Origin of the sequence: Bacillus sp. EB106-08-02-XG196, from assembly GCF_013396335.1 — a bacterium.
Classification (GTDB): Bacteria; Bacillota; Bacilli; order Bacillales; family Cytobacillaceae; genus Neobacillus.
Genome location: NZ_JABWSY010000011.1, coordinates 44,725 through 67,149 on the forward strand (window position 1 = coordinate 44,725; position 22,425 = coordinate 67,149).

The following is a 22,425-nucleotide window of genomic DNA, read 5'->3' on the forward strand; positions in this document are numbered from 1 at the left end:
CATTAATAATTTACATAGTAGAAACACAGAATCAAAACTTCCTTGTTACTCTTTTTATAGATGTACTATCTATTATATTTTTAAAAAGGGATGTGGAGATTAAATTATGAGTAAATATGACTTGCAAATGGGATTGGACAGACGGCGCTTTATCAAAATCGGCGGGCTGAGTACATTGGCATTAACACTAGGATCAGCGGGCATTCCGGCTAATATGTTCACGGGTACCGTACACGCGGCAGCAAATGAGGATATCAAGCTTCAATTCAAACCGGACGGAAAATTTAAAATTGTGCAGTTTAACGATAGCCAAGATGATGAAAACATTGATCGTCGTACGATTGAGTTGATGGAAAAAGTCCTTGATACTGAAAAACCAGATTTTGTTGTCCTTAACGGTGACAACATTACAGGCGGATGTGATACACCTCTTGAGATGAAACAAGCGATAAATAATGTGGCACAACCTATGGAGAAGAGAGGGATAAAGTGGGCGATTACATATGGAAACCATGATGAGGACTCCACTCCAAAAAGTGGCCTTAATGAAGAGGACATGCTCGACATTTACATGTCTTATAAATACAATTTGAACAAGGCGAGTGTAAAAGATATTACTGGAACCGGAAATATGAATCTCCTTATCAAAAATTCCAAAGGTACGGATGCTGCTTTTAATCTTTGGTTGCTTGACAGTGGAAGATATGCTCCTAATACTATTGCTGGTCAAGATTTTGAGGGATATCCAACCTGGGACTGGCTGCGGTTTAACCAAGTAAGCTGGTATAGCGAAACCTCTAAAAACTTAGAGAAACAATGGGGTCACAAGGTTCCTTCGCTTGTATTTATTCATATTCCACTTTGGGAATATCGTTATATGTGGTTTGCGAGTGTAGATAGTAGAACGGACGAAAACCACGCTAATGCTGTGAACAAGCATAATATTGTCGGAGAAAGAAATGAAGAGGAATGCCCTGGCCCGATCAATAGCGGCATGTTCTCAGCTATGCTTGAGAGGGGAGATGTCAAAGGTGTTTTCTGTGGCCATGATCATGTAAACACCTACATGGGTAACTATTATGGCATCCTGCTTGGTTATGCCGGAAATGTCGGTTTTGGTACTTATGGTCTTCCGGGTGCAGATCGAAATAGATTACGCGGTGCAAGGGTTTTTAATTTGGATGAAAATACAGCAGATGTGCTGGTAGAAACACATATGGTGTTTGCAAAGGACTATGGTATCGATCTGACAGCCAATGACCAGAGCATTTCTCCAGGTCCAATCGATGAAAGCAAAAAGAAAGAAAAAGTAGTTAAATAGATTGACTTAAAACGACTGGTCACAGTTACTAACCGTTTTATTTTCGAGGTGACACAATACCGGCGAGGGAAGGGAAGCAGCCAAGACGTCCTAATTTTTTTCGTGGATGGTGTTTCAACAAGATAAACAGCACAAGTAAACCCCTTTGATTTTATCCATCAAAGGGGCTTTATATTGGTTTTTCGTAGAAATAATAAGTTAGATGTAAAGAGAAAAGTAAATAAACTTGAGCGGAAATACCTCTAGCTGGGCACCCAGTTAGATTATTCCACAAATAAGCTAGCGGACTCATGATGGAATAGAACAGATAAAAGCTTGGCAGCCGGCTTATTTAGGCGCAGATAGCTATCATATATAAACGAGATAAACCCCTATTAACTTTCGGGGTTTATCACTTTTCTACGTATTTATACCTATTCATTAGTAAAGTATTGTTTCCGAAATTCATTGGGTGTCATGTTGTATAATCTTTGGAATGTTTTTGCAAAGGATTTAGGATCCTTATATCCCACAAGAGTGCCAATTTCATATATTTTTAGATTAGGGTTTTTGGTTAATTCACATGCTTTCTCCATACGAATCCTTGTTAAATAATTTAAAAAAGTTTCACCCGTGACAGATTTAAATACTTGACCAAAATAGTGATCGGTAAGATGTAAACGGTTAGCAATTCCCTTTAATGTTAACGGTTTCATTAGATTAGACAATATGTAGGATTGCGCACCTAAAACCAGTCTTTCATGATAAGTGGTTGGGTCGTTATCAGATTCTGGCTCGACCTTTTTGGTAGGGTTCATGTCCGCCTTAATTCTATCAATTGCATCCATAAGTTCATCCGTATCGATTGGTTTTAGAATATATCCTTTAGCATTGTATCTCATCGCTTTTTGAGCGTAAGAAAACTCCTCGTATCCACTCATAATGATCACATGTATGTTCGGTTCCTTTTCATATATATGCTTGGTTAACTCAATACCATCCATTTCAGGCATACGGATATCCGTTAAAATAATGTCCAGTTTCTCTTTTTCCATCCAAAATATAGCCTCTTTCCCGTTCTCGGCCGTGCCAACCACATCGATATTTCGCTCATGCCATTCATCCAATGATTTCAAACTATCCGATATAAGCCAGTCATCATCTACTATTAACATTTTGAGCATCATATACCTCCATTGGGATTGAAATGGTAACGGTTGTACCCATATTTACCTCACTATCTATTGTAATACCAAAAGAACTGCCGTAATGGGAATGAATTCTTGTTTGTACATTGTAAAGCCCGATTTTATTCTTATATTTCGCGAGGTTTTCGGAGCTGAATTTAAGCTGGTGACGAATCTGTTGTAGCATGAAAGAATCCATTCCGACTCCATTATCTTTAATTGTAAATAAAATGGTTGAGCCTCTGTTTTCCCCGATAATCTCTATATTTCCGGATGATTTTAAGGGGTCAATCCCATGAATGATCGCATTTTCAACGATAGGCTGCAGAATCCATTTCACCGATAGATATTCATCTAATATTGGATCGATAGAGATACTGTAGTTTAATGGTTCTCTCATCCGTACCTTTTGAATCTCTAAATAACTGACGATATAATTGATTTCCTGTTTGATTGGGATTTTTTCTTCAAATGAACTTATACTAGATCTCAGTAGTCTTCCAAGTAGCACAATCAGACGGCTAATTTCAGGTTCTCTTTTTTTACGGGCCAAAGAATTAATCGTTTCTAAGGTGTTATAAATAAAATGTGGATTAATTTGTAATTGTAATGCGGTAATTTCTGCTTCTTTCTTTAATTTTTCTTCGTGTTTAACTGCTTGAATTAATTTTTTTATTTCCCCAATCATCGTATTAAAACCTTTTCCGAGGTCACCTATTTCATCCTTTGAATGGACAACAAACCTTTCATCAAGGTTTCCTGATTCCACTTTTTTCATCACTCTGCCAAGATTCTTAATAGGTGTTGAAATTCGATGGGATATAAATAAGGATGCAAGTAAACAAATGAATGCAGTTGTGATCGTAATAATCATTGCGATTTTTTTTATTTCATTGACTTTTCCATAAAATGCATTTTTCTCAAAATACTCTGATACGTACCATCCTGTTTGTGGGAAATACTTCGTGAAAACAATAAATTCTTTTCCAGAATGATTTTTAATGGTAGATCCAGATGTAGATGCTGCTACGTCCTTATATTCCAGATTAATCTCTGGTTCTAATACATAACCATGACTGTCATGAATAAAGGTACCCGAACTATTAAAAGAACTGCCTCCATCATTACGTAGAATGTCTTTTAACAGATCTTCTTTAAAATCGATGATAAGAAATCCGAATGACTTAATCTTTCGATCCCAAACTTTTTTAACATAAGAATAAACCTTTTGGTTCTTATCTAAATTTGAATAGGGTTGATCGTGCAGGTCTGTAATTTGTGGAGTGAGATTATTGTTTTTTTCTATTTCTTTGATCCATGGAAGATTCTTGAAGTCCTTATTTTTAAATTGTAAATCATGAGAATACCCATAATTGTAAATAAAGCCATTGTTGCTGACGATCATGATTCCTTCCGTTTCGGGTCTTATATTTTGAATACTTAAAAGTAATTCATCAAGCTCAATATAATATTTTGGGTGGTCTATTGGATTTGTGTTTGTGAGAAACTCAGAAAAAATTTTACTTTGAGTAATTCCTTGATCCATTCGTTCCAAGTCCTTCATGAATGCTGAAAGAAAACTCATCTTTTGCTCCAATATATCATCTGCATGATATCGTAAATTTTCATATAAATTATTGGAATATTTATCATAAGCAAACCAGCCAACAATGCTCATTGGAATAAATGAAAAAAGAACAAATGTCATAAATAGCTTTAAAAAGATAGAGTTAATGAATTTCATTATTTTCCCCCGAATGATAGACAGTATTGTCATCTATGAAATATTAACCACGATTCACCCCCCTTTTAACCACCTCACACACCATTGAAAGAAAGTTTAAATCATTTAGAATTATTAATATATTAACGTTACTTATATTCTATGGAAAGGAGCGTGAAATGTAAAATAATAATTTTACTATTCTGTTACAATGAAAACTAATATGAAAAAGGGATGGGGATGTTTATGAAGGGGAACAAACATAAGATTTCTTTTTTACTAGTGTTATTGATGATTCTTACAACAGCGTGTCAGTCTCCGACATCATCAAGTCAAGATCAAACAAAAACAGATTCAAAGGAAGTAAAAAACGAATCAGCAAGTGGGAATAATCATGTACTTGATCTATTAATACCTAACTACTATAACGATGTTGAAAAGCAGCAATGGGCTAGCGTTGTTGAAAAGTTTAAGGAAATTAATCCTGATATAGAGGTAAACATTACAAATGGGGATGTACAAGTAGAGTCTGGTAAGCTCCCTACTCTATTACAATCAGGGATTGAACCACCGGATGTTATCTTAATGAATGCGGGTCCAGGAAGGGTATCGATTCTATCAGATGTAAATCTAATCCAACCATTAAATAAACTTTACGAGAAGAATAAGTGGAAGGATGACCTTAGAACCTTTGCATATGACCTGATTTCTAAAGGGGAGAACATTTATGAGGTTCCACACATGATAGATGCAATTGGAATGTTTTACAACAAAGATATTTTTGAACAGCATGGTGTTGAAGTTCCAACTAATAAAGACGAATTTTTGAAAGCGCTTCAAATCCTAAAAGATGAGGGCGTTGCACCTATCACAGTTGGAGCAAGAAATGGGTATGCGATTGGCTGGATCTTTGGAGTCATGATGGAAAGTGTAATGGGAACAGAACAAGTAGTGGAATTATTCTATGGTGATGGAAAATGGAATGACCCTAAAGTCGTAGAGGTTGCTGAAATGATCTCTGATTGGGTTGATAAAGGCTATATAACGAAAGAATCTGTTACACAAACCCAAGCCGATTCAAAGTTTAGATTTTTATCGAAACAAGCTGCCATTGAAGCTGAAGGTACGTACCTCATTACGGATTTAGCGGATCAAAAACTTGATGAAAGTGTAAATATGTTTATGATGCCATCCTTTGTTGATGGAGATGTCGCGCAGCCGGTCGGTGGAATTGGATTAACATGGGTAGTTCCTACGAAGGCGATAGATGTAGAATATGCTGAAAAATGGATGGACTTCATTCTATCTGAAGACTATAGCAATATCGTATTAAATTTACCTGACTATAACTTTATCCCAGCTTCTAAGGCTTCAGAAAGCATTGAACCTGTTGGTGACGTATTAAAATCTGCAATGAAATCAATTGAAGAGGGTTCTGGGTATAATCCAAGTGTGTTTATGGGAGTAGAAGCGAAGGAAGCTTATTACCAAAACCTACAAGGGCTTGTTGGTGGATTAGTTACACCACAAGAGGCAATGGACAACATTGAGAAGGGTGCAGAAAAAGACCGCGCGAATGGATTTAGTTTAAAATAACGGTTTGAGAATGGGACTTGGTCGTGTGAACAGGTCCCTACGAAGAAGGGAGGTCATTACATGACTCAATCAACGCCATTAATAGAAATGGATAAAAAAAGTGTAGTTGCTGTCAATAGTAAAACAAAGCTGAAGATCAAGAAAGCCATAACAATCGCATCTTTTCTTCTGCCAGGATTGATATTATATGCCGTTTTTATGTTATATCCGATGATTGACGCTGTTCGATTTAGCTTCTTCGATTGGGATGGAGCATCACCAAGCATGAACTTTGTAGGAATCGAAAATTATGTCCAGCTGACAAAGGACGACGTTTTCTTAAAATCATTAGGTCATAACCTATTGTGGGTGGTACTAAGTCTTACTCTCATGGTGGTTCCTACCTTAGTGTTGGCGGTATTAATCAGCAGGGTGAAAAAGGGAAAAGTGTTCTTTAGGGCAGGATTTTACCTGCCAAGTGTTCTATCCTTAGCCGTTGTTGGAGTACTTTGGTCGAAAATCTATGATCCAATGATGGGACCCATTAATGTCTTTCTGAAATCAGTTGGGTTAGAGAGTTTGGCAAAAAACTGGCTAGGGGAACCGTTATTTGTAATTCCTGCTCTCGTCATTGCAAGTACATGGGCGTTCTATGGATTATATTTAATTCTCTTCCTTGCAGGTCTTCAAAGTATTGACTACAGCCTATATGAAGCAGCAGATATTGATGGTGCTGGCCCGATCAGTAAGTTTTGGAATATTACCATTCCAAGTTTGAGAAATACCTTAAATGTTGTCATCAGTATGGTGATCATACACGCCCTTAAAGGATTTGCATTAATTTGGATCATGACCCAGGGCGGACCATTCTATATGAGTGAACTTGTATCGACATATGTGTATAAAGCTGCATTCAGTATGAACAAAGTGAGCTATGCAACAGCTGGTAGTGTGGTGTTGGGGATTATTGTAATCGCATTCACAATTGGCTTTAACTATTATCGAGAAAGGACTGAATAGTATGGGTACGCGATTAAAACAGCTAAAAGGGTCCCAGGTAACTCTCTGGATTACATTGTCAGTTTTGTTGCTTTTCATCACATCTCCTATCTTTTACGCGGTATTAGCTAGTTTTAAATCGAATATGGAGATCTTTAGTTCTCCTTTCTCATTACCTAAATCATGGAATTTCGATAATTATATCGGTGCTTGGAATTTAGGAAACTTTAAAACTTACTTTTTAAATAGTGCATTTATCACAATTGGTGGCATGGTACTCGTTGCACTTGTAGCAGCACCAGCAGGTTATGCGTTTGCACAGCTTACTTTTAAAGGAAATAACCTACTCTTTTATTTAGTCTTATTGGGTATGGCACTGCCTGTTCAGGCCATTATCATTCCAATCTTCTTTCAACTTAAATCTATGGGAATGGTAGACACTTTAACTGGCGTAACCTTAGTGTCTGTCGGACTTGCACTTCCGTTTTCCATCTTCCTCATGAGGAATACATTTCGGGATGTTCCGAAGGAACTTCGGGAATCTGCTGCCATTGATGGTGCTGGTGAATGGAGAACGTACTGGTCAGTCATGTTACCTTTAGCAAAACCAGGACTTGTTGCGCTCCTTATCTTTACTTTTATGAACATTTGGAATGACTTCTTACTTCCACTTGTCCTATTAATATCACAAGAAAAATTTACGATTTCATTAGGTCTTTATTCTTTCCAAGGAGAACAATCTACTAACTTTGGATTAATCTTTGGAGGCACTGTTATTAGCATGATCCCAAGTATTATTGTGTATCTGATCTTCCAACGTTCCTTTGTTGAGGGAATGGCTAGTGGAGCAAATAAATAATACTTGTAGTTTCATATAAAAAACGAAAACAAAAGGAGAGATTTTTAATGGCTACGATTTCTGACTTAAATGAGGCAAAACACTTAATTCAAAACGACTGGGGTTCCATTCAATGGCTTTGCGGACAGGAAATCGATCCGGAAGCTGAAATGACTTTTGGAATGGTTTATATCAATGCTGGTGTTTCAAACCCACGACATATCCACCCGAATTGTGAAGAATTTATATTCGTCCTATCTGGAGAGTGCGATCATTCTTTAGGTGATGAAACGTATCATCTTAAACCTGGAATGATGCTGCGTATCCCAAGAAATGTCCCGCACAATGCTACGGTTACTAGCTGGGAACCATGTCGAATGATCATCGCGTATTCGGCACCTGATCGACAAACGATTGGTGAGTAAGATTGACGAAAAATTGAAATCAAAAAAGGAGACCAGACAATGGAACCAATTAAATTTAACTATGAGTATAGTAACAAACTTCGTATAGGCTTTATCGGCTGTGGTGCACATGCCTATCGTAACGTATATCCTACGTTTGATTATGCACCCATTGATCTTGTTGCTGTTTGTGATTTAAATCAAGAAAGAGCGGACCTTTACAAGACCCGTTTTGGAGCAAAAAGTGCTTATACCGATTATATGGAGATGATCAAAAAAGAAGACCTCGACGCCGTATTCATTGTTCTGAATTTTGATAAGAACGGTCATCCTATTTATCCAAAAATCGTTCCAAATATCCTTAAAGCGGGTCTGCCTGTATGGATGGAAAAACCACTTGCTTATACGGCAAAAGAAGGTGAAGAATTACTAGAGCTAGAGGCTAAGACTGGCCAAACCGTTCTGGTTTCGAATAAACGCTACTTCTATCCAACTTTCGTTAAAGCAAAACAAATCTTAGAATCAAGTACTTTTGGGGAAGCGGCTTCGGTTTCAGGAAGATATCCATTAACTTTATCTCCATTTGAAGAAAAACTTGGAGAAAGAACTGGACTTCATTGGTTCTTGGATATTTGTCACCCAATGTCAGGCATTCATTACTTAATGGGTGATGTGAAAGAAATGATGTTTATCGAACACCAGCCAAGTGGGAATGTTCAAACTCTATTAAAATTCAAGTCCGGCGCGATCGGTAATCTAGATCTGCCTTCTACACAAGCGGACACGAGTCCATTTGAACGATACGAAATTATTGGAAACAAAGAAAATGTCGTCATTGATAATGCAATCCGCCTTGCTTATTACAGGGGATCAAAGGGCAGCGGAGAATACGGAAAGGCTCCCCATTACATAGGGGATAATCCGTTAGAGGGTCCGGTTCATTGGGAGCCAGAATTTTCACTAGGGCAGCTTTATAACAAGAACCTATTCTTACAAGGAATGGTTCAAAGTGTAAATCATTTTGCTCATGCGGTATTGAATGATAGAAAAGTAGAACGTGCGACATTAAGCGACGCTGTTCATTTAACAAAGATTTTTGATGCATACAAGAATAATCGTTCTGGTAACTGGATCACAATTGAGTAGATGGGGGGATATATGATGAAATTTAGCATTTTTACAGATATGTTAGGAACTGAATCTTTTCAAGAGTCATTGGAGTATGCAAAGAGCTTAGGTTTTACGAATATTGACTTAAGAGGGAAATTAGATGGGTCTACCATTGACGATATCACTCCGGAAAAAGCGCGAGCAATAAGTGAACTCATTCAAGAGAAAGGGCTACAGGTTAGCAGCCTAAGCTCTTGGGCCGTTAACTCTTGTACGTTCTCTGGACCGCCTAAATATGATAATCATGATGAAAAGCACCATAAGCAAATGGGTGAGGTACTTAACCGTTTATTTGACTTATCTGATATTTTTTCTACTAATTTTATTCGTATTTATTCCCTTTACCGTCAAGAGGATTTCAATCTTCTTTCGGATGAAGAAAAGGATACGCAATATCGGCATAATGCTAAGGTGATGTTACGACATGCAGAACAAGCAAAATCTAGAAATAAAATTCTCTTAGTAGAAAATGAACCGCCAACATTAACGAACAGTTGCAAAGAACTCGGAATTCTAATGAACTATACGAATCATCCGAATTTAAAGGTTAACTGGGACGTATTGAATGGTTGGAGAGCAGGAGAGTATCCTAGTGTTGAGACTTATGAGCATATAAAAGGTCATGTTTATCAAACACACTTAAAAGGTGCATACCGATTATCAAATTCCATTACGGTAGAAAATCCTACTGGTACTTTCGGTAATTTTGCCATCGCAGGAAAAGATGATTATGACCATGGTCCAGTAATGAAGGCCATTTCCGAAAATGATCCTCAAGCCATCTTAACCATTGACACCCATTATCCGTCATTTTATGTACAAGATCGAATTGGTGAGGTAGAAGTTGTACGTCAAACAAAGGAATTCTTCGAAGGAATCGTAGCAAAGGAGGGTGCACATGAGTAAGAAAATTGTTTTAGTAGGTTCATTGGATACAAAGGAAAATGAGTTTCTATATGTCAAAGGAATTATTGAAGAAAATGGACTTGAAACAATTTTAGTGAATACGGCTGTGTATCCTTCCTTTACCGAAGGCGATGTTTCGAATGAGGAAGTCGCGAAAGCTGGCGGCTCCTCATTGGAGGAGTTAAGAGAGAAGAATGATCGTGGTACCGCTGTTACCGTTATGGCGAATGGTGCAAGAAATGTAGTAAATAGATTAGTAGAAGAAGGCAAGGTTGGTGCTGTGTTCGGAATGGGAGGAACAGCTGGAACTACGGTAGGCGCAACAGCCATGAAGGATATTCCAATCGGAATTCCAAAGCTATTAGTTTCAACCGTTGCTTCTGGAAACACCAGACCTTATGTGGGTGAGAAGGATATTATGATGCTGTATTCTATTGTGGATATTGCAGGCATTAATAGTCTTTCTTCACTCATCTTAAAGAATGCAGCCAATGCACTTAGTGGCATGGTTAAAGGAAATACAATTAGTATAGAAGTGGAAAAAAAGCCAATGATTGGTGCAACCATGTTCGGGGTTACGACACCATGTGTGAATCAAACAAGAGAAATCCTAGAGCGAAGTGGATATGATGTTCTCGTATTCCATGCCACTGGAGCTGGTGGGGACTCCATGGAAGCATTAATAAAGGAAGGTTTCATTAAAGGAGTTGTAGATATTACAACAACTGAATTAGCTGACGGACTTGTTGGTGGAATCTTTCAATCTAGTGAATCCCGCCTTGAAGCTGCCGGTCAAGTTGGAATTCCACAGGTAGTTTCAGTTGGAGCATTGGATATGGTAAACTTTGGTCCTCCAGAAACAGTTCCTGAGCAATTTAGGGATCGGAAATTCTATCAGCATAATTCAACCACTACGCTCATGAGAACAACGATAGAAGAAAATCGTAAACTGGGTGAAATCATCGCTCAAAAATTAAATAAAAGCACATCACCAGTTATCCTTGTTTTTCCAAAAGGCGGCGTTTCCCTATTAGATTGTGCGGGGCAGCCATTCGATGGTCCAGAAGAACGTGATGCGTTATACAACGCCATTAAGGAAAATTTACATGATCATATTACGTTTATTGAAGTAGAAGAGGATATCAATCATCCAAGTGTTTCTGAATTACTAGCAACAACATTATTAGAACAAATAGGTGCAAAGAAAGGAGATGCGACACATGTCTAAATCGAGAGTGGAAGTTATTCAAAAATTAAAGCAAAAAATACAAAACAACGAGGTTATTATTGGTGGAGGAGCAGGTACCGGCCTTTCAGCAAAAAGTGCAGAAGCAGGTGGCATTGATTTAATTATCATATATAACTCAGGTCGATATCGTATGGCTGGTCGTGGGTCGTTAGCTGGATTAATGCCATATGGCGATGCTAACCAAATTGTCGTGGAAATGGGCAATGAAGTATTAACAATTGTTGAAGATACTCTCGTATTTGCTGGTGTTTGTGGTACAGACCCATTCCGAAATATGGATGTATTCCTAAAGCAACTGAAGGAACAAGGGTTTACTGGGGTACAAAACTTCCCTACAGTTGGACTTATTGATGGCCAATTCCGTCAGAATCTAGAAGAAACAGGAATGGGGTATGACTTAGAGGTTGATATGATTCGCAAAGCTCACAATATAGGACTCGTCACTTCTCCTTATGTTTTTAATGAAGAAGATGCGATTAAAATGGCAAAAGCAGGAGCAGACATTTTAGTGGCTCATGTCGGTCTTACGACCAAAGGTGCCATTGGTGCACATACAGCCATGGATATTGATGATGCTGTTGAATTAGTTCAAAAGATTCACGATGCTGGGAAATCAGTGAATCCAGATATTATTGTATTGTGTCACGGCGGGCCAATCTCTGAGCCTGAAGATGCAGCATATGTATTAAGGCGAACAAACGGAGTTTCTGGATTCTTCGGAGCTTCTAGTATTGAAAGATTACCAACGGAACAAGCCATTTCTGGTCAGGTAAAACAATTCAAAAATATTAATCTAAGTTCAAAGGTTCAAGCGTAAGTGAATAACTAAAGTACGATTTAACTCGTCACTATTATTCTAATCAATGACCATTGTAATCTCGTATTTTTGTGCGTAATTGCAGTGGTCTTTTTATGGGAAATTGGTAAATGAGGAAGATTTTTTAGAATGGGGATTAATGAATGAGGCAGACCTATCTATACTTATTATTAATAGCCATGATGGCCATTTGGGGGTTTAACGTAATTGCTGTAAAAATCGTCGTCTCTGAGTTTCCACCTGTAACAATCACAGCATTTCGTGTTTTTATTGCGTTTCTTGCACTAGTACCATTCATCTTTTATAAAAAATTGTATCGTAAATTAACAAGGAAAGAATGGTATTACGTAATTGGTATTTCTACTTTTGGTATATTTGGTTTTCAATATTTTATGTCTGTTGGATTGAATAATACAACTGCAACAAATGCTGGAATTATTCTAGGAGCATCACCTATTGCAACCGCAATTGCAGCAGCGATTTTTCTCAAAGATAAATTAACCAACCAAAGGGGATTGGGCTTTATATTAGGTTTTATCGGGGTTACCGTTATTATTATGACAGGAAGCAATGAAGGCTTTGCAATTTCAATGGGTGATTTGTATTTGTGTGTCGCAGTAATTGTGCAGACGATTAGCTTTGTATTGATCAAGAAGGCATCAGAAACTCTTAATACTACTTATATGACTGGAATGACCCTCTTAATAGGTTCATTTATTATATTGATTATTGGATTTATCACTGAACCCAACGGAATCTCTCAAATTCCAGGGGGAAGCGGTGTTGCTTGGGGATTATTAATTTTCTCTGGTTTTGTTGCCACTGGATTAGGCTACTTAATTGTGAATTCTGCCATCCAACAGGTTGGAGCTGGAAATTCTGCCATCTTCCTAAATCTTTCTCCATTTTTCTCAGTGATCTCTGCCTATTTTGTTTTACATGAAAGTATTTATATGTCTCACTGGGCTGGATTTGGTTTAATCGTAATCGGTGTTCTACTAGGTGCTGAAATCGGGCAAGTCAAACCAAACAAAGAAAGTACAGTAGGAACCACCATAAAGGCATAGTATCTTAATTGGTACTTGACTTCGAGCCAGTTAAAGACTATCCACCTTGGAGAATTCCCCTAAGCATAAGAGGGACTCCTTGGTGGTTTCTTTATTGGATTCGTTAAACTTTTGAAAGTTTAAGGAGGAAATATAAATGGGAAATACACTACATCCAGGACCACAAAAAAAGGAAAAATTGCCTGCTCCTGAGCATTGGGTAAGTCCTATTCCTTTTGGACTCGGAAAAATAAAACCAAAACATATTCGTGATACGATGAAAATCGCTTGGGATAACCGAGATAATTTAGGCTATGCAGCCAATATTATAACAAAAGGTGTTTGTGACGGATGCGCACTTGGTGTGTCTGGTTTATATGATCAGACATTGGAGGGACTGCATGTTTGTACGACACGTATGAATGTACTTAGGTTAAATACAATGCCTGCCATTATGCCTGATATTCTTCATGCGGATATTGAGGAATTAAGAAAATATGATAGCACTGAGCTCCGTAAGCTTGGTCGGATACCCTATCCAATGATTCGCAGAAAAGGAGAACGGAATTTCTCCAGGATTAGTTGGGATGAAGCTATGGATTTCATAGCGGACAAAATGAAGAAGTTAAATCCAAAGCAATATTCGTTTTATTTAACTGCTCGTGGAATTACCAATGAAAGCTATTATGTTGCCGCAAAGGTAGCACGTTTTCTTGGGACCAATCATATTGATAACGCTTCCCGTATTTGTCACGCACCAAGTAAGACGGCCTTAAAACGTTCGATTGGTGTAGGGGCTTCCACCTCTAATTATTTGGATTGGATCGGAACCGATGTCTTATTGTTTTGGGGGAGTGTGGCTTCAAACTCTTCACCTGTATCTTCAAAATACATGCTTGAAGCAAAGAAGAAAGGCACCAAAATCATCGTTGTAAACCCATACCGGGAGCCAGCAATGGATAAATATTGGATTCCCTCAAATCCTGAGTCTGCACTATTCGGAACGAAAATTGCCGATGATTTCTACCAGGTCAATATCGGCGGCGATATTGCTTTTATGCACGGAATTATGAAGCATTGGTTTGATATGGAAGAAAATGAATACGGATCCGCAATAAATCATCAGTTTGTTAAAGAACATGTGAACGGGTTTGAAGAACTAACGAATAAAGTACAAGAGCAATGTTGGGAAGAAATTATTGAATCTTCAGGCGTTTCAAAAGGACGGATTATTGAATTAGCGGAACTATTAGCAAACAGCAAAAACGCTGTCTATGCTTGGGCCCTTGGACTAACTATGCACTCTTTTGCAACAGACAATATATCACAAGTGGCAAATTTGGCACTGCTTCGTGGCCATTTAGGGCGTAAAAATGCAGGTCTCATGCCATTCCGCGGACACTCAAGTGTTCAAGGGAGCGGCGAAATGGGGGCAGATCCCTTCGTGCTGCCTGGTGGTGGCTGGGATACCCAGAATGTAGATAGGATCGAAAAACTTTGGGGATTTGATCTTCCGAAATGGCAGGGAGATATCGTTGGGGTGACATTGGAAAACATTGTGCTTCCCGAAGACCATGAACGGAAAGTGAAGCTTTATTACTTATCTGGCGGTAACTTCATAGAGACGATGCCGGACCCAGACTTCATTGAATATGCCTTATCAGAGCTTGATGTTCGGGTGCACCAAGATATTATTCTAAATACCTCCACATTAGTCGATGCCAAGGAAGCAGTTATCGTACTACCAGCGAAAACCCGTTATGAGCAAGAGGATGGCGGGACCAGCACGTCTACTGAACGTATGGTTTATTACTCACCTGAAATTACAGGTAACAAAAACAAAATCGAAGAAGCACGTATTGAATGGAAGGTATACATTGACCTCGCAAAGCGAGTAAAACCTGTGACTGCACACTTGGTTGAATTTGCCGATGGTTTTGCGATTCGAGCAGAGATTGCGAAAGCAAACCCAGATTACGATGGAATCCAACACTTGAAAAAGCAAGGGGATGTTTTTCAGTGGGGCGGTGCTTGGTTATGTGAAGATGGAATTTGTCCAACGCCAGATGGTAGAGCAAACTTAATTCCAGTTGAAATTCCTGATCTAAATAAAAAGCCAGAACAGTTTATCATTACTTCCCGCCGGGGCAAACAGTTTAATTCGATGGTTTATAAAGAAGTTGACCCATTGAACGGTGCAGGCCGCTATGATGTACTAATGAGTCCTGTTGATGGTCAAAAATTAAGTATCGCTGAGGGAGAAGGAATCGTTGTTTACAACGGATTTGGTATCTTCCAAGGTACTGCGAAGTTCGTTGATATTGCACCTGGGAATTTAGAAGTGCACTTCCCAGAAGGTAACTTCTTGCTGCCGCGTGGCAGGTACGAGAAGTTTGCTGGAATCCCAGATTACAATATTACGGTAAATGTTGAAAAGGCCGAGCGGTATAACGCACGTAAAGACACTCAATATGCGGAAAAGCCTATTGCAGATCTTGAAACCGAAGTTGGTTAATAGAGTGAAAATATTGGGAGGGGGGACAATATTGTTAAAGGAAATTACAACTTCTCAAAACATTGTCAGGTATAATGGACAAAGCTTTTTCGAGGAAGAGGATGACATTGCGGTTGAAACAGCATTAACAATTATTCTAGATGGTAATGAGTTTGCCACTATGGTTTGTACTCCATCAGAATGGTACGAATTGGTGGTCGGCTTTCTTGCATCCGAGGGTGTTATTCGCTTTTATCAAGACATCGAATCCCTCCACATCGATGAAGAAAGGGGATTCGCATATGTTGAACTTTTGAAAAAACATTGTATTCAAAAGGATTTACACTCAAAGCGATTTATTGGTTCTTGCTGCGGAAAAGGACGGCAATTTTACTTTCATAATGACATGAAGACCGCAAAGACAGTGATGACGAAATTGACAATTACACCGGAACAATGCAGGGACCTAATGAAGCAGCTGCAGGAGAGTTCATCACATTTCCAACAAACCGGTGGTGTTCATAATGCTGCATTATGCACCAGTGATGGAATCGTTGTATCTAGAACAGATATTGGACGCCATAACGCCCTAGATAAACTATTTGGTTATTGTATAATGAATCGAATTCCATTAAAGGATAAAATCATTGCCTTCAGTGGTCGAATTTCTTCTGAAGTTTTATTAAAGGCAGCTAAGATTGGTGTTGGAATTATCCTCACTAAATCGGCTCCTACCAATTTAGCCTTAGATTTAGCAGAGGAACTTGGCATTACGGCAGTTGGGTTTATACGGGGAAACGGATTCAATGTATACACCCATCAGGAACGGATTCAAGGGTTTGAATATAATCGGCCATCTTCTATCTTATAATTATTTATCCGTTCTATTTGAATACAAAAGACGGCACTTTTATATTCATAGAAAGTTTCGACATTTATATTTTTCTATGTAACGGTGCGAGTATAATGGCACCGTTTTTTTATTTAGAATATATTTGGGATTTTAACAATCCTTGAATTTTTTGTACTTCCCGAATTGCCGTTGTTGCTTTTATTTTTTTTGAACAATAAAGATTTATGGTTGGTCGAAAAGAAATAAGTGAATTATAATGAAAAGAATAAATGTACTAGAATATGGAGGAAAAACGAATGAAATTTCCAAATGATGCTGATGGAGATGCTTTACATAGTCTATATAAAGATGGATTAGATTTTAAAAAACAACAATCAGTTGACTTTTTTGTTGCCGTGCCTGATAAAGCAACAGGTGAAGAATTAAATCAAGTACTAAAAGGAGAAGGATTCAATTGTTTCTTAGAGCAAGACGACGAAACGGAAGAGTGGGCATGTTGTTGCTCTAAAAGAATGTTATTAAATTATAATGAATTAATTAAAATACAGAATAAATTAAATAACTTAAGTAAACCACATGGTGGGTATTCTGACGGTTGGGGCGTTTTTGTAGACTAAAAGGATTATCAAGGTGGTAAAAAGATGCAGATGTTTATTTACTTATTATTAGCCATAATTGGCGGGACTTTTATAGGAACACAAGCGGGGATAAATGGTGTTTTAGGCAAAAAAATTGGCGTAATTGAAGGCAGTTTTGTTTCGTTTTTTATCGGAACAATCATTCTCTTATTACTTGCTATTTTTCTAGGTAAAGGAGATTTATTAAAAGTAACAACCGTTCCGAAATGGCAGCTAATAGGTGGAGCCCTTGGTGTTGGATATGTAACGATTATGGTCGCCGTAGTACCCAAAATTGGAGTAGCTTCAGCTATAACAGCTGTAATTGTTGGACAGTTATTAATAAGCGTGACACTTGATCACTTTGGGATCTTCATCAAACAACCGATACCCATTGATTGGTACCGCGTTACAGGTTTAGTTTTATTACTTATCTCGCTATTTTTGATATTCAAGGGGAATATTAAATAGTTTTGATAATACCTTTTCATGTTATGTATTATAAGGTAAATGGTGCGGTGGTCTGTATAAGAGCGAGACTGATATATATAAATCAAGGCTCTATTAAAACTGAATGTTGATTTCACTGTGTTTAGAAAATAAGCGGAGAATTTCCGTTTAAATTAGGAAATAACTATATATCCTTAAAAATAAGCGGAGAATTTCCGCTTATTGTATCCAAATCCATCGATTTTGTCTTATTTAATGCAGTTAACCGGAATACCTCCGCTTATATCACCTTCTTACGCTTGCTCTATATATAATAGCCGGAAATTCTCCGCCTATGAATTCTCAACCCTACACGAAAATCAACCATGAATAATCACAGAGCCAAAATCAAATAGGAGGTAAAGCCATGTCTATTGAGGTAAAACAAAGAAAAATAATTTTAGATTTAGCTGTTTCGTTAGATGGATTTATTGAAGGGAAAAATGGAGAAATTGATTGGTGCATTATGGATTCGGAAATGGGGTTTACTGATTTCTTACATCAAATTGATACAATTTTATATGGGAGAAAGAGCTACGAGTTATGGGGGCAATATACACCAGAAACAGAAGTGGCGGAAACTGAAAGTGAATTGTGGGAGTTAGTACACAGTAAACAGAAATATGTGTTTTCCAGAACGCAAAAAGGGACAGATGATAAAGTAATATTTATAAATGACCAGATTCTTGAAGAAATCAATACATTAAAGAATACGCCTGGTAAAGACATCTGGTTATATGGGGGAGCCAGTCTAATTACTACTTTTATTAAATTAGGGCTTGTGGATGAATTTAGATTATCTGTTCACCCTGTAGTCTTGGGAGAAGGTAAACCGTTGTTTATGGATATTCAAGAGAGGGTAAATTTGAAATTGGTTAACACCAAATCATTCTCCTCAGGAGTTGTCCAGCTAATCTATCATTTGAATAGGGATTAATAATATTTCGCCTATAAATTTTTAGATAAGGGATGGTGCTTTTTTTGGAAACACTCCAATCGATGTTAAAGCATTTACATTGGGCTAATCAACGGATTCTTGAAACCTTACAAAACGGTGCGATGGAGAACAAGCAGGCAAATAATCTCTTCTCACATATTCTTCATGCAGAAAAAGTTTGGTTTACTAGATTAATTGGCGCGAATAGTTCACATTTACCGATCTGGGCAGAGGTTAGTTTAGAATCCTGTGTAGAGATGGTTAATCAAAATCATCAAAACTACGCTGATTTACTTTCAAAGTTATCCAATACGGACCTTGATCGAGCATTCTCCTATAAAAATAGTAAAGGTACAGAGTTTCACAATACAATTAGAGAAATCCTATCTCATGTCGCTCTTCACGGTCAGTACCATCGAGGACAGATTAATCAACTTCTAAGAACAGCAGCACTCGAACCTATTAATGTTGACTTTATTACGTTTAAAAGGTGATGTGTAGTTATAGCAAAATAAAAGAGGCATCGATTCCTTCCGATGCCTCTTAAACATAACAAGTATTATTTTTGTATTGCTTCTGCATTCGGTGTTTTTATAAATGAAAATTTAATTAAACCAAGGATTAAAAATAACATACTGATTGCCCAAAGAACCCCGGATATACCAAGACGCAAAGATATTTCTTCTGATGCCATTGGATGATTTACATCAAAACTGATTGCACTTATGGCTTGGCTGACAGCCCAGCTGAAGAATAGTAAAAATCCTATTACCAATGTATAGGCCATGCGATATGGTTTCCGTTTTTTTGAAAACAACAATACTAACACGATCATAAATGTAACACCTATTATGATAGAGAAACCACCTATTAACATTCCCATTGTTTCCTGTTCCATCGGCATTACTATTTACACCCCCAAAATACCATTATTGTTAATATTAACATAAAATTCCATTACCATAAAAATTTTTCATTTGAATGAGACCCTTGTAGAGAAGTAGGAGACTAATATAAAAATTGAGGACCTTTATAGGAATTTAATGATAAAATTAATTACTAGAATAATTAGGGAGTGTGAAACACTATTGGGTTAGTAGCTGGATTCATAGTTGAATATTTAAAAAAGGGTTTTCCACTGGCGATTACAGGGTAAAATCCTTTTTGTCTTCCGGTTAAAACAATATTATCCCGGCAATACATGTAATAGAAAATGACATGATTTTAGATTAAATGGGGGAGAGGAATGGGTAAAAAAGTAAAGCGAGTTGGATACGAACTTAATGCTGATGGAATAGAGTCTTTGCCTGATAGTGAAATTAAATCAATTTTACGGGGAGCAGACGATTTGATTATGAGCGGAGGCCGTGCGATGCTTGCTAAAATCTTAGCGGGTTCAAAGGACAAAAAGCTTCTGGAGCTAAACTTGGATCAAAGTCCTGTCTACGGGGCATTTAAAGGTATTTCTCAAAAAGAAATTCTTGCAAAAATTGACTGGATGATTTTGCAAGATTATTTAGAAATTGAATATAATTACAGACTTCCACTGCTTGTTTTTACGGAAAAGGGCTGGGAGATTGAACGGGAGATCTATGCAGACGAACTAATGGAAAAGTTGATAGAAGCCGCCGAAAATCATACATATGAATTTGTTGAAACATTAAAAGAGAGAAACAGGGGTATGATTCTCTTGTTGTTAGATAAAATTGCAGAATCAGGCAATAAGGAATTAATCACCATACTTAAAGCATGGCAAATGATAGAATTTAAAAAGGTTAAAGCAAAAATCCAGGAAGTTATGGATGTATTAGAGAATGGAAAAGATCAACCTAAAACGGAAAACAAACAAGAGGTTATCTCGTTTGGTGCAAATAAAAAATGGTTTGCCATCCCAGCGGCTATTCGCAAAGAACTTGAACGTAATGTTTGGTGCAGTCATTGTACGGAAGTTGTACAAATTGTAGACTATATCGTCAAAGATTCACCACCAGGGATTGTCTTAGAAGGTAAATGTCGAAAATGCGGTAAGGATGCCGCAAGATTTATCGAATAAAAAATGAGTGCCAGTACCAATCAGTTGATCGGTGCCAGGCACTCATTTTAGTTTAAAAAACCATAAGAACCGTCCCCATGGTCCCTATTTATATTTTCCTTTTTAGGTATAAAATTCCTTTTAAAAACAAACCTATTAGATAAGGTTTTAAACGATTTTACGGGGAAAAAGGGTGAAGATGATGAGGGGTATGAGATGGAAGCTTTCGAAAGCTAAAATGGCGACAAAAGCCTCAGCTGAGAGAACATTTACTCAAAAACAGGATCTGCTAGCTGATAACTTAATAGGAAATGAAAACAGGCTCCGATCTATTTATAAAGATTGTTCAGATGTTATCTTTCGCTCTTTTTTCATAGGTAGAAAAGATAAGGCACTTTTGATTTATATTGATGGTCTGTCGAATATACAAGAATTAGATGACAATGTTCTTTCTCCACTGATGCAGATAACAGAGGAGGAATTGTTTAACATAAAGAGTTTAATTGAAACAAAAATATCTGTATCCAGTGTCAAAGAAGTCAGTACATTTTCTGAGGTCCTAAAAGAAATTTCCTCAGGAAATCCAGTGATACTGATAGATAAGAGGAAAACAGGTTTTTCACTCGGACTCCCTAAATGGGAGACGCGTTCAATTGAAGAAGCGTCAGCAGAGATGGTTGTCAAGGGACCTCGTGAAGCATTTGTTGAAACTTTAAGGGTAAATACATCGTTACTCCGAAGAAAAATAAGAAGCCCCGAACTAAAAATTCAATCTATGGAAATTGGCCGTTACACCAAAACAAATGTTGTGATTTCCTATTTGGAGGGAGTAGCGGACAAGGAATTAATTGAAGAAGCAAAAAACCGATTAAGCAGGATAGACATTGACGGAATATTGGAAAGTGGCATGATCGAAGAATTTATAGAAGATAACCCGTATTCTCCTTTCCCACAGGTTTTGTCAACCGAGCGTCCAGATGTCGTGATCGCGGCTTTACTTGAAGGGCGTGTGGCTATACTCGTTGACGGAACTCCCTTTTCAATCATTTTGCCTACGACTTTATATTCTTTGTTACAATCAGCTGAGGATTATTATGGACGATTCATGATTGGGACAGTGATACGCTGGCTTCGTTACCTTTTCCTTGTGATTTCTTTACTTTTGCCCGCTTTGTATGTGGCCGTGATCACCTACCACCAGGAGATGGTTCCGACTACACTTTTGATTAGTATGGCTGCTTCACGTGAGCGGATTCCATTTCCAGCTCTCGTTGAGGTATTAATCATGGAGATCACATTTGAAGCACTTCGTGAAGCTGGACTAAGACTTCCTAAGCAAGTTGGAGCAGCGGTAAGTATAGTAGGGGCACTCGTTATAGGAGAAGCAGCTGTTTCTGCTGGAATTGTTTCTGCTCCGATGGTGATTGTCGTCTCGATTACAGGAATAGCTTCATTTACGATTCCACGCTATTCAGCTGCTATCGCGATTCGAATGCTGCGCTTTCCGATGGTTTTATTGGCTGGAACGCTTGGACTACTTGGTATAATGCTCGGGATTATTACCATTATCATTCACTTATGTACGCTGCGTTCTTTTGGTGTACCATACCTTAGCCCAATGGCTCCAATGCAAGGCGGGGAGTTGAAGGATGTTCTTTTTCGTGCACCATGGTGGAAGATGAATTCAAGACCTCACTTTACTGGGAGGCATAACAAAAATCGACAATCCCCTGGGCAGAAGCCTGATCCCACTATAGGGGACGAAAAATAGTGAATTGTGTCTTTCATG

21 protein-coding genes are annotated in these 22,425 nt (G+C 37.9%); 18 read left to right on the forward strand and 3 right to left on the reverse strand.

Features of this window, described 5'->3' with window-relative positions; translation table 11 throughout:
• The first annotated feature begins 106 nt into the window (after positions 1 to 106).
• A complete protein-coding gene (locus MLOOGBEN_RS17610) occupies positions 107 to 1,321 on the forward strand; it encodes a metallophosphoesterase family protein (RefSeq protein ID WP_179159580.1) in 1,215 nt (404 codons plus the stop codon).
• A gap of 413 nt (positions 1,322 to 1,734) precedes the next feature.
• Here MLOOGBEN_RS17610 and MLOOGBEN_RS17615 read toward each other — a convergent pair whose 3' ends face one another.
• Complete coding sequence (locus MLOOGBEN_RS17615; RefSeq protein WP_179159581.1) at positions 1,735 to 2,484, reverse strand: response regulator transcription factor; 750 nt, start codon at positions 2,482 to 2,484, stop codon at positions 1,735 to 1,737.
• Positions 2,459 to 4,231, reverse strand: coding sequence for a sensor histidine kinase (locus tag MLOOGBEN_RS17620; protein ID WP_179159582.1), 1,773 nt, complete (start codon positions 4,229 to 4,231; stop codon positions 2,459 to 2,461). Before MLOOGBEN_RS17620 ends, MLOOGBEN_RS17615 begins: the two co-directional genes overlap by 26 nt.
• Positions 4,232 to 4,456: 225 nt before the next feature.
• Between MLOOGBEN_RS17620 and MLOOGBEN_RS17625 the strand changes: the two genes are divergently transcribed.
• The 15 genes from MLOOGBEN_RS17625 (at position 4,457) to MLOOGBEN_RS17695 (ending at position 19,098) form a co-directional block, all read left to right on the forward strand.
• On the forward strand, positions 4,457 to 5,806 hold the full coding sequence (locus MLOOGBEN_RS17625; RefSeq protein WP_179159583.1) for an ABC transporter substrate-binding protein: 1,350 nt from the start codon (positions 4,457 to 4,459) through the stop codon (positions 5,804 to 5,806).
• 60 nt (positions 5,807 to 5,866) lie between these two features.
• Positions 5,867 to 6,805: a carbohydrate ABC transporter permease gene (locus tag MLOOGBEN_RS17630; protein WP_179159584.1), complete on the forward strand. Its 939-nt coding sequence runs from the start codon at positions 5,867 to 5,869 to the stop codon at positions 6,803 to 6,805.
• Between the two features lie 124 nt (positions 6,806 to 6,929).
• Positions 6,930 to 7,643, forward strand: coding sequence for a carbohydrate ABC transporter permease (locus tag MLOOGBEN_RS17635; protein ID WP_218781236.1), 714 nt, complete (start codon positions 6,930 to 6,932; stop codon positions 7,641 to 7,643).
• Positions 7,644 to 7,690: 47 nt separating this feature from the next.
• Positions 7,691 to 8,047 carry a cupin domain-containing protein gene (locus tag MLOOGBEN_RS17640; RefSeq protein WP_179159586.1) on the forward strand — a complete coding sequence of 119 codons (357 nt, stop codon included), beginning with the start codon at positions 7,691 to 7,693 and terminating at the stop codon, positions 8,045 to 8,047.
• A 39-nt stretch (positions 8,048 to 8,086) separates the two neighbouring features.
• Positions 8,087 to 9,172: a Gfo/Idh/MocA family protein gene (locus MLOOGBEN_RS17645; RefSeq protein WP_179159587.1), complete on the forward strand. Its 1,086-nt coding sequence runs from the start codon at positions 8,087 to 8,089 to the stop codon at positions 9,170 to 9,172.
• Positions 9,173 to 9,187: 15 nt separating this feature from the next.
• Entirely contained in the window at positions 9,188 to 10,102 is a 915-nt protein-coding gene (locus MLOOGBEN_RS17650; protein WP_179159588.1) for a sugar phosphate isomerase/epimerase family protein, read from the forward strand.
• Positions 10,095 to 11,330, forward strand: coding sequence for a Tm-1-like ATP-binding domain-containing protein (locus tag MLOOGBEN_RS17655; protein ID WP_179159589.1), 1,236 nt, complete (start codon positions 10,095 to 10,097; stop codon positions 11,328 to 11,330). The genes MLOOGBEN_RS17650 and MLOOGBEN_RS17655 overlap by 8 nt, the downstream gene beginning before the upstream one ends.
• The gene (locus tag MLOOGBEN_RS17660; RefSeq protein ID WP_179159590.1) at positions 11,323 to 12,168 is read left to right on the forward strand and encodes a phosphoenolpyruvate hydrolase family protein; all 846 of its coding nucleotides are present in this window, start codon (positions 11,323 to 11,325) and stop codon (positions 12,166 to 12,168) included. Before MLOOGBEN_RS17655 ends, MLOOGBEN_RS17660 begins: the two co-directional genes overlap by 8 nt.
• Before the next feature lie 143 nt (positions 12,169 to 12,311).
• Complete coding sequence (locus tag MLOOGBEN_RS17665) at positions 12,312 to 13,235, forward strand: DMT family transporter (protein ID WP_179159591.1); 924 nt, start codon at positions 12,312 to 12,314, stop codon at positions 13,233 to 13,235.
• Positions 13,236 to 13,371: 136 nt separating this feature from the next.
• A complete protein-coding gene (locus tag MLOOGBEN_RS17670; RefSeq protein WP_179159592.1) occupies positions 13,372 to 15,729 on the forward strand; it encodes an FdhF/YdeP family oxidoreductase in 2,358 nt (785 codons plus the stop codon).
• A 31-nt stretch (positions 15,730 to 15,760) separates the two neighbouring features.
• Positions 15,761 to 16,579 carry a formate dehydrogenase accessory sulfurtransferase FdhD gene (gene fdhD / locus MLOOGBEN_RS17675; RefSeq protein ID WP_256989147.1) on the forward strand — a complete coding sequence of 273 codons (819 nt, stop codon included), beginning with the start codon at positions 15,761 to 15,763 and terminating at the stop codon, positions 16,577 to 16,579.
• 278 nt (positions 16,580 to 16,857) lie between these two features.
• A complete protein-coding gene (locus MLOOGBEN_RS17680) occupies positions 16,858 to 17,178 on the forward strand; it encodes a ribonuclease E inhibitor RraB (RefSeq protein ID WP_256989148.1) in 321 nt (106 codons plus the stop codon).
• Between the two features lie 24 nt (positions 17,179 to 17,202).
• Positions 17,203 to 17,649, forward strand: coding sequence for a DMT family transporter (locus MLOOGBEN_RS17685; RefSeq protein ID WP_179159595.1), 447 nt, complete (start codon positions 17,203 to 17,205; stop codon positions 17,647 to 17,649).
• Positions 17,650 to 18,034: 385 nt separating this feature from the next.
• Positions 18,035 to 18,604: a dihydrofolate reductase family protein gene (locus MLOOGBEN_RS17690; RefSeq protein WP_179159596.1), complete on the forward strand. Its 570-nt coding sequence runs from the start codon at positions 18,035 to 18,037 to the stop codon at positions 18,602 to 18,604.
• A 62-nt stretch (positions 18,605 to 18,666) separates the two neighbouring features.
• On the forward strand, positions 18,667 to 19,098 hold the full coding sequence (locus tag MLOOGBEN_RS17695; RefSeq protein WP_256989149.1) for a DinB family protein: 432 nt from the start codon (positions 18,667 to 18,669) through the stop codon (positions 19,096 to 19,098).
• 65 nt (positions 19,099 to 19,163) lie between these two features.
• Here the strand turns inward: MLOOGBEN_RS17695 and MLOOGBEN_RS17700 are convergent, their stop codons facing one another.
• Positions 19,164 to 19,508: a hypothetical protein gene (locus MLOOGBEN_RS17700; RefSeq protein WP_179159598.1), complete on the reverse strand. Its 345-nt coding sequence runs from the start codon at positions 19,506 to 19,508 to the stop codon at positions 19,164 to 19,166.
• Between the two features lie 342 nt (positions 19,509 to 19,850).
• Between MLOOGBEN_RS17700 and MLOOGBEN_RS17705 the strand changes: the two genes are divergently transcribed.
• Together MLOOGBEN_RS17705 and MLOOGBEN_RS17715 are read left to right on the forward strand one after the other, a co-directional pair.
• Positions 19,851 to 20,657, forward strand: a complete 807-nt coding sequence (locus MLOOGBEN_RS17705; protein WP_218781237.1) for an RQC domain-containing protein — start codon at positions 19,851 to 19,853, stop codon at positions 20,655 to 20,657.
• A 178-nt stretch (positions 20,658 to 20,835) separates the two neighbouring features.
• Positions 20,836 to 22,407 carry a spore germination protein gene (locus MLOOGBEN_RS17715; RefSeq protein ID WP_179159751.1) on the forward strand — a complete coding sequence of 524 codons (1,572 nt, stop codon included), beginning with the start codon at positions 20,836 to 20,838 and terminating at the stop codon, positions 22,405 to 22,407.
• Positions 22,408 to 22,425: the final 18 nt, after the last annotated feature.

Coding starts and splice junctions, on each gene's coding strand:
- MLOOGBEN_RS17610 (WP_179159580.1), top strand. CDS start 107: ATGAGTAAATATGACTTGCAAATGGGATTGGACAGACGGCGCTTTATC.
- MLOOGBEN_RS17615 (WP_179159581.1), bottom strand. CDS start 2,484: ATGCTCAAAATGTTAATAGTAGATGATGACTGGCTTATATCGGATAGT.
- MLOOGBEN_RS17620 (WP_179159582.1), bottom strand. CDS start 4,231: ATGAAATTCATTAACTCTATCTTTTTAAAGCTATTTATGACATTTGTT.
- MLOOGBEN_RS17625 (WP_179159583.1), top strand. CDS start 4,457: ATGAAGGGGAACAAACATAAGATTTCTTTTTTACTAGTGTTATTGATG.
- MLOOGBEN_RS17630 (WP_179159584.1), top strand. CDS start 5,867: ATGACTCAATCAACGCCATTAATAGAAATGGATAAAAAAAGTGTAGTT.
- MLOOGBEN_RS17635 (WP_218781236.1), top strand. CDS start 6,930: ATGGAGATCTTTAGTTCTCCTTTCTCATTACCTAAATCATGGAATTTC.
- MLOOGBEN_RS17640 (WP_179159586.1), top strand. CDS start 7,691: ATGGCTACGATTTCTGACTTAAATGAGGCAAAACACTTAATTCAAAAC.
- MLOOGBEN_RS17645 (WP_179159587.1), top strand. CDS start 8,087: ATGGAACCAATTAAATTTAACTATGAGTATAGTAACAAACTTCGTATA.
- MLOOGBEN_RS17650 (WP_179159588.1), top strand. CDS start 9,188: ATGAAATTTAGCATTTTTACAGATATGTTAGGAACTGAATCTTTTCAA.
- MLOOGBEN_RS17655 (WP_179159589.1), top strand. CDS start 10,095: ATGAGTAAGAAAATTGTTTTAGTAGGTTCATTGGATACAAAGGAAAAT.
- MLOOGBEN_RS17660 (WP_179159590.1), top strand. CDS start 11,323: ATGTCTAAATCGAGAGTGGAAGTTATTCAAAAATTAAAGCAAAAAATA.
- MLOOGBEN_RS17665 (WP_179159591.1), top strand. CDS start 12,312: ATGAGGCAGACCTATCTATACTTATTATTAATAGCCATGATGGCCATT.
- MLOOGBEN_RS17670 (WP_179159592.1), top strand. CDS start 13,372: ATGGGAAATACACTACATCCAGGACCACAAAAAAAGGAAAAATTGCCT.
- MLOOGBEN_RS17680 (WP_256989148.1), top strand. CDS start 16,858: ATGAAATTTCCAAATGATGCTGATGGAGATGCTTTACATAGTCTATAT.
- MLOOGBEN_RS17685 (WP_179159595.1), top strand. CDS start 17,203: ATGCAGATGTTTATTTACTTATTATTAGCCATAATTGGCGGGACTTTT.
- MLOOGBEN_RS17690 (WP_179159596.1), top strand. CDS start 18,035: ATGTCTATTGAGGTAAAACAAAGAAAAATAATTTTAGATTTAGCTGTT.
- MLOOGBEN_RS17695 (WP_256989149.1), top strand. CDS start 18,667: ATGTTAAAGCATTTACATTGGGCTAATCAACGGATTCTTGAAACCTTA.
- MLOOGBEN_RS17700 (WP_179159598.1), bottom strand. CDS start 19,508: ATGCCGATGGAACAGGAAACAATGGGAATGTTAATAGGTGGTTTCTCT.
- MLOOGBEN_RS17705 (WP_218781237.1), top strand. CDS start 19,851: ATGGGTAAAAAAGTAAAGCGAGTTGGATACGAACTTAATGCTGATGGA.
- MLOOGBEN_RS17715 (WP_179159751.1), top strand. CDS start 20,836: ATGATGAGGGGTATGAGATGGAAGCTTTCGAAAGCTAAAATGGCGACA.